A 6,170-nucleotide genomic window follows, 5' to 3' on the forward strand; every position below is an offset into this window, starting at 1 on the left:
ATAGGGCGCAGAACTGACGAATCGACAGAGGGTGGCATGGGTCACTGGTTCTCGCGCAACATCGTCGAACCCGGGAAGCTCCCGCTGTTCCTCGCCCTCGCGTCGTTCGTGGTGACCTTCCTGGCCACCCGCACCGTCGTCCGGATGATCCGGGCCGGCAAGGGTCCCTTCCGTAACGTCTCCGCCGCCGGCGGTCTGCACATCCACCATGTGGTGCCGGGCGTCGTCCTCACGATCCTCGGCGGCTTCGGGGCGGTCAGCAGCGGCCGGCACGGCGTCGGGGCGGCCGTCTTCGCCGTCGTCTTCGGGGTCGGCGCCGGGCTCGTGCTCGACGAGTTCGCGCTGATCCTCCACCTCGACGACGTCTACTGGTCGGAGGACGGCCGCAAGAGCGTCGAGGTGGTCGTCCTCACCGCCGCCCTCGTCCTGCTCGCGCTGGCCGGCTTCTCGCCGCTGGGCGTCAACGACATGACGACCGAGGAGCGGACGGACCGGGTCGGCTTCATCCTGACCCTCGCCCTGAACTTCCTGCTCGTCCTCGTCACCTTGGTGAAGGGCAAGTTCCGGATGGCCGTCATCGGCACCCTGATCCCGTTCGTCGCGGTCGTCGGCGCCGTCCGCCTGGCCCGCCCCGGCTCCTGGTGGGCCCGGCACCTCTACGCCCGGCGCCACCGGGCCCGCGCCCGGGCCCGTATCCGCACCTACCGGCACGACCAGCGCTGGTCCCGGGTGCGCCGGAAGGCTCAGGACCTGATCGGCGGCTTCCAGGAACGCGTGCCCGGACGCGGCTCCTCCTCGCGCTGAGCCCGGCGGCGGCGCCGCTCGCGGCGCTCCTGCACGCAGAGGATCAGGAGCACGGCGGCGATCGCGGCCAGGTGCTCCTTGCCGGCCAGATTGTTCTTGATCATCACCTCGACGACCATCGCGACGACCACCAGGGCGCCGGTCCAGCGGGCCCGGTAGCGCCAGCACAGGTACACGGCGAGGCCGACCACCGCCGCCGACGGGCCGGTGTCCACGACCTGCGCGTCGGCGGCGGGCAGCCCGAGCGGGTTGTCGGGGCCGAGGGCGATGGCGACCCGGGCGTAGAGCGTGCCGGCGAGCGTCGCCACGTACGCGAGGACCAGCGTCCGCCACCGGCCCAGGCAGATCTCCGCGATCCCGAACACCAGAAGCACCTGCGCGAGCGCGCCCCACACCGGCAGGTCGAGCGCCGGGACGAAGAGGGAGAGCGGTGTACGGAGCAGGGCCAGGCCCAGCGGGTCCACGGCCCGCACCGAGCCGATGTCCTGCACCGGCTGATAGCCCCAGTCCTGGTTCTGCACGATCTGGAACACCGAGGTGAGGCAGACCGCCGCCAGCGTCATCGGGACCGCGCGCCACCGCCGGGTGACGAGCCCCGTGCGCACGGTGCCGTACAGCGGGCCCCACTCGCGGCGCGCGAACCCCTTCAGGGTCCCGCTCAACGCCGGCCCTCCAGATGCTTGCGGTGCAGCCACTTGGGCAGGCCCGGGGCCTCCAGGAAGCCCTCGGCGCGGCCGGCGGCCAGGCCGATGCGCAGCAGGTCGGCGCTCTTCTCGAAGAGCATGAATCGGGGCTCCCAGATCGGTCGGTACTTGGCGTTGGCGCGGTACAGCGACTCGATCTGCCACCAGCGGGAGAAGAAGCTGAGCAGCGAACGCCACATCCGCAGCACGGGTCCCGCCCCGAGCTTCGAGCCGCGTTCGAAGACGGACCGGAACATGGCGAAGTTGAGCGAGACCTGAGTGATCCCGATCTCCTTGGCGCGCTGGAGGAGTTCGATGACCATGAACTCCATCAGGCCGTTCTCGGCCTCCCGGTCCCGGCGCATCAGGTCCAGCGACAGCCCCTTCGGCCCCCACGGCACGAAGGAGAGCAGCGCCCGCAGCTCGCCCTTCTCGTCGGTGCACTCCAGCATCACGCACCTGCCGTCGCGCGGGTCGCCGAGCCGGCCGAGCGCCATCGAGAAGCCGCGCTCGGTGGCCCCGTCACGCCAGTCGTCGGCCTTGCGCAGCAGCTCGTCCATCTCGTCGGCCGGGATCTCCTCGTGGCGCCGGATGCGGACCTCGTAACCGGCCCGCTTGACCCGGTTGAAGGCCTGCCGGACCGTGCGCATGGCCCGCCCGTCCAGGGTGAACTCGTCGGTGTCCACGATCGCCTCGTCGCCCAGCTCCAGGGCGTCGAGCCCGTGCCGGGCGTAGATGGTGCCGGCCTCCTCGCTCGCGCCCATCACCGCCGGGATCCAGCCGTGCTCGCGGGCCTCGGCCAGCCACGGCTCGATCGCGCCGGGCCAGGCCTCCGGGTCGCCGATCGGGTCGCCGGAGGCGAGCGAGACACCGCCGACCACCCGGTAGGCGATGGCCGCCTTCTCGCTCGGCGACCAGATCACGCTCTTCTCGCGGCGCAGCGCGAAGTAGCCGAGCGAGTCCCGCTCGCCCTGCTTGTCGAGCAGTGCCCGCAGCCGGTCCTCGTCCTCCTCGGTGAGCGGGTCGACGGCCCGCCGCGCGCGGAAGGCGGCGAACAGCACGGCGAACAGCAGCAGCGTGGACATCACGTTGATGACGACGTCCACCCAGCCCGGGGTGGCGATCCCGGAGAAGCGCGCGTCGTCCGAGGCGAGCGTGATCAGCCGCATCACGCCGTACCTCCACCGCTCGAGGAAGGTGGAGTGGCCGGTCGCCTGGTTGGTGACCGTGACCAGGGCGGCCGCGAGCAGCGAGGTGACGAGCAGACCGCCGACCGCGACGACGGTCGCCGCCAGCGGGTTGGAGCGGTCACCCTTCGCGTAGAACTCCTTGCGGCCCAGCAGCAGCGCGACGAAGAACGCGGCCGTCAGCGTCAGCGAGACCCAGTTCTGGGCGTGCCGGCGGATCTCCGGGAAGATCATCACCAGCGCGAACAGCAGCAGGAAGAGGCCGCTGAGCACGACGTTCAGGATCCACGCCGCCCGCTTGCGCCGGCGCATGGTGATCGCCAGGAAGAGCGTGAAGACGCCCGACGCGAAGCCCGCCGTGAGCATGTACGGGGTGAAGTAGTCGTCCTCGTTGTGCCGGCGCAGGTCCTGCCCGAACGACACCCACACGGCGCTCAGGAAGTTGATGAACGTGACGACCCGCAGATACCAGACGGCGAACGCGGCACTGCGCCGCGACCGGGCCGAGCCCTGCGGCGCTCCTTCGGTGGACAAACGGACCTCTCCCATGAAAAGCGATCATATGGGGCACCACTCCGCATGACCGGGCGGCGGAAGCGACCGGGCCCGCGTGGCGGGCCGGCCGCGCCCGTCGCCGTGATCCGCCGGCTCAGCCCCGCGCGTCGTCCGCGGCGTCCGTCGCGGCGGCGTCCGGACCGGCCGCCTCCGGCACCGAAGCCGCCTCCGGCAGCTCCGCGGCCAGCGCCGCGGCGGCCCGGACGAGCGGAAGGGCGAGCAGCGCCCCGGTTCCCTCGCCCACAGTGACGCCGTGGTCGAGCAGAGGGTTGAGCGCCATCCGGTCCAGCGCCTTCGCCTGCGCCGGCTCCCCGCTCACCTGACCCGCCAGCCACCAGTCCGGCGCCCGGAACGCCGCCCGCTGCGCCACCAGCGCACAGGCCGCGCCCACCACACCGTCCAGCAGCACCGGCAGCCGCCGCACCGACGCCTGCAGCAGGAACCCGGTCATCGCCGCCAGATCCGCACCGCCGACCGCCCCGAGCAGCTCCAGCTGGTCACCGAGCACCGGCCGGGCCCGGCGCAGCGCGTCCCGGATCGCCGCGCACTTGCGCATCCACGCCAGATCGTCGATCCCGGCCCCGCCGCGCCCCGTCACCACCGAGGCGTCCGTCCCGCACAGCGCCGCGATCAGCGTCGACGCCGGAGTCGTACCGCCCACGCTCAGATCGCCGAGCACCACCAGGTCCGTGCCGGAATCGGCCTCCTCGTCGGCCACCGCGATGCCCAGCTCGAGCGCCGCCCGGGTCTCCTGCGCGCTCAGCGCGTCCTCGACGTCGATCCGGCCCGAGCCGCGCCGCACCCGGCGCCGCGTCACCTCCGCCGGCAGCAGCTCCGGATCGCAGTCCAGACCCGCGTCCACCACCCGCACCGGCACCTGCTGCGCCCGCGCGAGCACCGCCACCGGGCTGGCGCCCTCGAGCACCGCGCGCACCAGCTCGTACGCCGTGCCCGCGGCCCGCCCCGACACGTCCAGCGAGGCCACCCCGTGGTCGCCCGCGAACAGCACCACCTTCGGCTGCTCCACCGGCCGCACCGGCACCGAGCCCTGGGCCGCGGCCAGCCACTCGCCCAGCTCGTCGAGCCGGCCCAGCGCACCGGGCCGGACGTTCAGCCGCTGCCTGCGCTCCTCGGCGTCACGCCGTATCCCGCCGTCGGGGCGCTCGATCAGATCGGAGAAGTCGTCGAGGTTCAAGGTTCGTTCCGCCTAGGACGTCAATTCGGTCGTGGGTCACCCGCGTGGATCCGAGGATCGATCGCACCCTACCCGCGCAGCAGCAGCGCCTGGCCCGCGACCACGAGCAGCACCTGCTCGCACTCGTCCCCGAACCGCGCGTTCAGCCGGCCCAGCTCGTCCCGGAAGCGCCGGCCCGACGCCGTCGCCGGCACCACGCCCGCACCCACCTCGTTCGTCACCGCCACCAGCGTGCGCGGCGTCTCCCGCACCGCCGCCACCAGCTCCGCCACCCGTTCCGCCAGCGCCTCCCGGCCGTTCTTCGCCCACGTCTCGTCGTCCCACGCGCCGACCCGGTCCATCGCGTCCGTCAGCCACAGCGACAGACAGTCGATCAACAGCGCCGGCCCGTCCTCACGCAGCAGCGGTACGAGATCGGTCGTCTCCGCCGTACGCCAGGAACGCGGCCGGCGGTCCCGGTGCAGCGCCACCCGCGCGTCCCACTCCGGGTCGCCCTCGCGCGTGCCGCCCGTCGCCACGTACAGCACCTCGGGGAACGTCTCCAGACGCCGCTCCGCCTCCACCGACTTGCCCGACCTCGCCCCGCCCGTCACCAGCGTGCGGCGCGGCACCTCCGGCACCGCGTGGTACTCGCCCACGTACAGCGTCGTCCCGTCCGGCACCGCCCGCGCCCCGGCCGCCGCGAGCCGCCGGTCCAGCTCGGCGCCCGTCGGCACGTCGTGGTCCACGTGCACCGCCACCACGTCCGTGCCCGGGCCGATCGCACCCGTCGCCCGCAGCCGGGCGAGCCCGTCCGGGCGGCCCGTCACGTCCGCGACCACCATGTCGTACGGGGTGTGCCGGCGGTGCTCGTCCGTCAGCCCGGCCGGCGCGCCGCCCGGCGGCAGATACAGCAGCCGCGCGCCGTCGGCGGACGTCACCTCGTAGCCCGTGCCCGGCGAGTCCATCGACACCGCCCGTACCGTGTGCCCGCTGATCAGCGTCAGCTCCCGCCCGTCCGGCACCCGGCCCGCCGCCGGCAGCCCGGCCGGCACCTCCACCGCCGGCCCGTCGTGCGGATGCGTCAGCAGCACCTGCCGTACGCCCACCAGCGAATGCCCCGACCGGGCGGCCGCCAGCGCGGCGCCCGGCGTCAGATCGAGCAGCAGGGCCCCGTCCACGAGCAGCGACGTCGCCGCCCGCGCCCGCTCCCCACGGGACAACGCGCACACGGCGCAGGGGCAGCCGGGCCGAGGGAGTCCGAGAGGCGCGCCGGTGCCGAGCAGAGTCAGTTCCACCCCTAGATCCTCCCGCGTCACCGCGAGGGGTGCGCGCCCGGCTACGCTGCGGGCAGGAAACCGATCATCCGGTGAGCCCAGAAGCCTCAGGAGGCGGACATGGCATGGACGTGGCGGTTCGAGAAGTCCGACGGCACCGAGGTCACGCCCTCGGTGACGCCCGAGGAGTTCACCACCCAGGGCGACGCCGAGTCCTGGATCGGTGAGCACTGGAAGAGCCTGCTGGACGGCGGCGCGGAGCAGGTGACGCTGTCGGAGGACGGCACGAAGATCTACGGCCCGATGCCCCTCGACGCGGAGGGCTAAACCGCCCGGCCCTCGGGTGCCGCGCCCGCGCCCGGGGGGCCTTGCCCCCTGGGCCTGCGCGCGCTGCCCCCTCGTTGTGGGCATTCGTTCCGCTGGGGCGGAACGGGTGGGCACAACGGACGGCGCCCCTTGCCGGGCCTAGGCTCCCGCGCCTTGACCCGCA

6 protein-coding genes are annotated in these 6,170 nt (G+C 73.4%); 2 read left to right on the forward strand and 4 right to left on the reverse strand.

The genetic code is table 11. The features are described 5' to 3' along the window. The first annotated feature begins 36 nt into the window (after nt 1-36). On the forward strand, nt 37-804 hold the full coding sequence (locus tag ACIGO8_RS24095) for a hypothetical protein (protein WP_399734219.1): 768 nt from the start codon (nt 37-39) through the stop codon (nt 802-804). Here the strand turns inward: ACIGO8_RS24095 and ACIGO8_RS24100 are convergent. The 4 genes from ACIGO8_RS24100 to ACIGO8_RS24115 form a co-directional block, all read right to left on the reverse strand. Further along, the gene (locus ACIGO8_RS24100; RefSeq protein ID WP_399734222.1) at nt 744-1,466 is read right to left on the reverse strand and encodes a hypothetical protein; all 723 of its coding nucleotides are present in this window, start codon (nt 1,464-1,466) and stop codon (nt 744-746) included. The two genes, ACIGO8_RS24095 and ACIGO8_RS24100, sit on opposite strands and share 61 nt — an antisense overlap. Further along, on the reverse strand, nt 1,463-3,223 hold the full coding sequence (locus ACIGO8_RS24105) for a phosphatidylglycerol lysyltransferase domain-containing protein (RefSeq protein WP_399734224.1): 1,761 nt from the start codon (nt 3,221-3,223) through the stop codon (nt 1,463-1,465). The genes ACIGO8_RS24100 and ACIGO8_RS24105 overlap by 4 nt, the downstream gene beginning before the upstream one ends. A gap of 100 nt (nt 3,224-3,323) precedes the next feature. Next, nucleotides 3,324-4,424, reverse strand: coding sequence for a nicotinate-nucleotide--dimethylbenzimidazole phosphoribosyltransferase (cobT, locus tag ACIGO8_RS24110; protein ID WP_399734227.1), 1,101 nt, complete (start codon nt 4,422-4,424; stop codon nt 3,324-3,326). Between the two features lie 68 nt (nt 4,425-4,492). After that, nucleotides 4,493-5,701: a bifunctional adenosylcobinamide kinase/adenosylcobinamide-phosphate guanylyltransferase gene (locus tag ACIGO8_RS24115; RefSeq protein ID WP_399734230.1), complete on the reverse strand. Its 1,209-nt coding sequence runs from the start codon at nt 5,699-5,701 to the stop codon at nt 4,493-4,495. A 99-nt stretch (nt 5,702-5,800) separates the two neighbouring features. Here ACIGO8_RS24115 and ACIGO8_RS24120 point away from each other — a divergent pair, with 99 nt between their 5' ends. Then, nucleotides 5,801-6,007, forward strand: a complete 207-nt coding sequence (locus ACIGO8_RS24120) for a hypothetical protein (protein WP_399734233.1) — start codon at nt 5,801-5,803, stop codon at nt 6,005-6,007. The last annotated feature ends 163 nt before the right edge of the window (nt 6,008-6,170 follow it).

The sequence above is a fragment of the Streptomyces sp. NPDC053493 genome (assembly GCF_044544825.1).
In the GTDB taxonomy this organism is placed as follows: domain Bacteria; phylum Actinomycetota; class Actinomycetes; order Streptomycetales; family Streptomycetaceae; genus Streptomyces.

Bases quoted from the DNA above. Each gene is read 5' to 3' on its own strand.
- ACIGO8_RS24095 (WP_399734219.1), top strand. From the start codon at position 37: ATGGGTCACTGGTTCTCGCGCAACATCGTCGAACCCGGGAAGCTCCCG.
- ACIGO8_RS24105 (WP_399734224.1), bottom strand. From the start codon at position 3,223: ATGGGAGAGGTCCGTTTGTCCACCGAAGGAGCGCCGCAGGGCTCGGCC.
- ACIGO8_RS24120 (WP_399734233.1), top strand. From the start codon at position 5,801: ATGGCATGGACGTGGCGGTTCGAGAAGTCCGACGGCACCGAGGTCACG.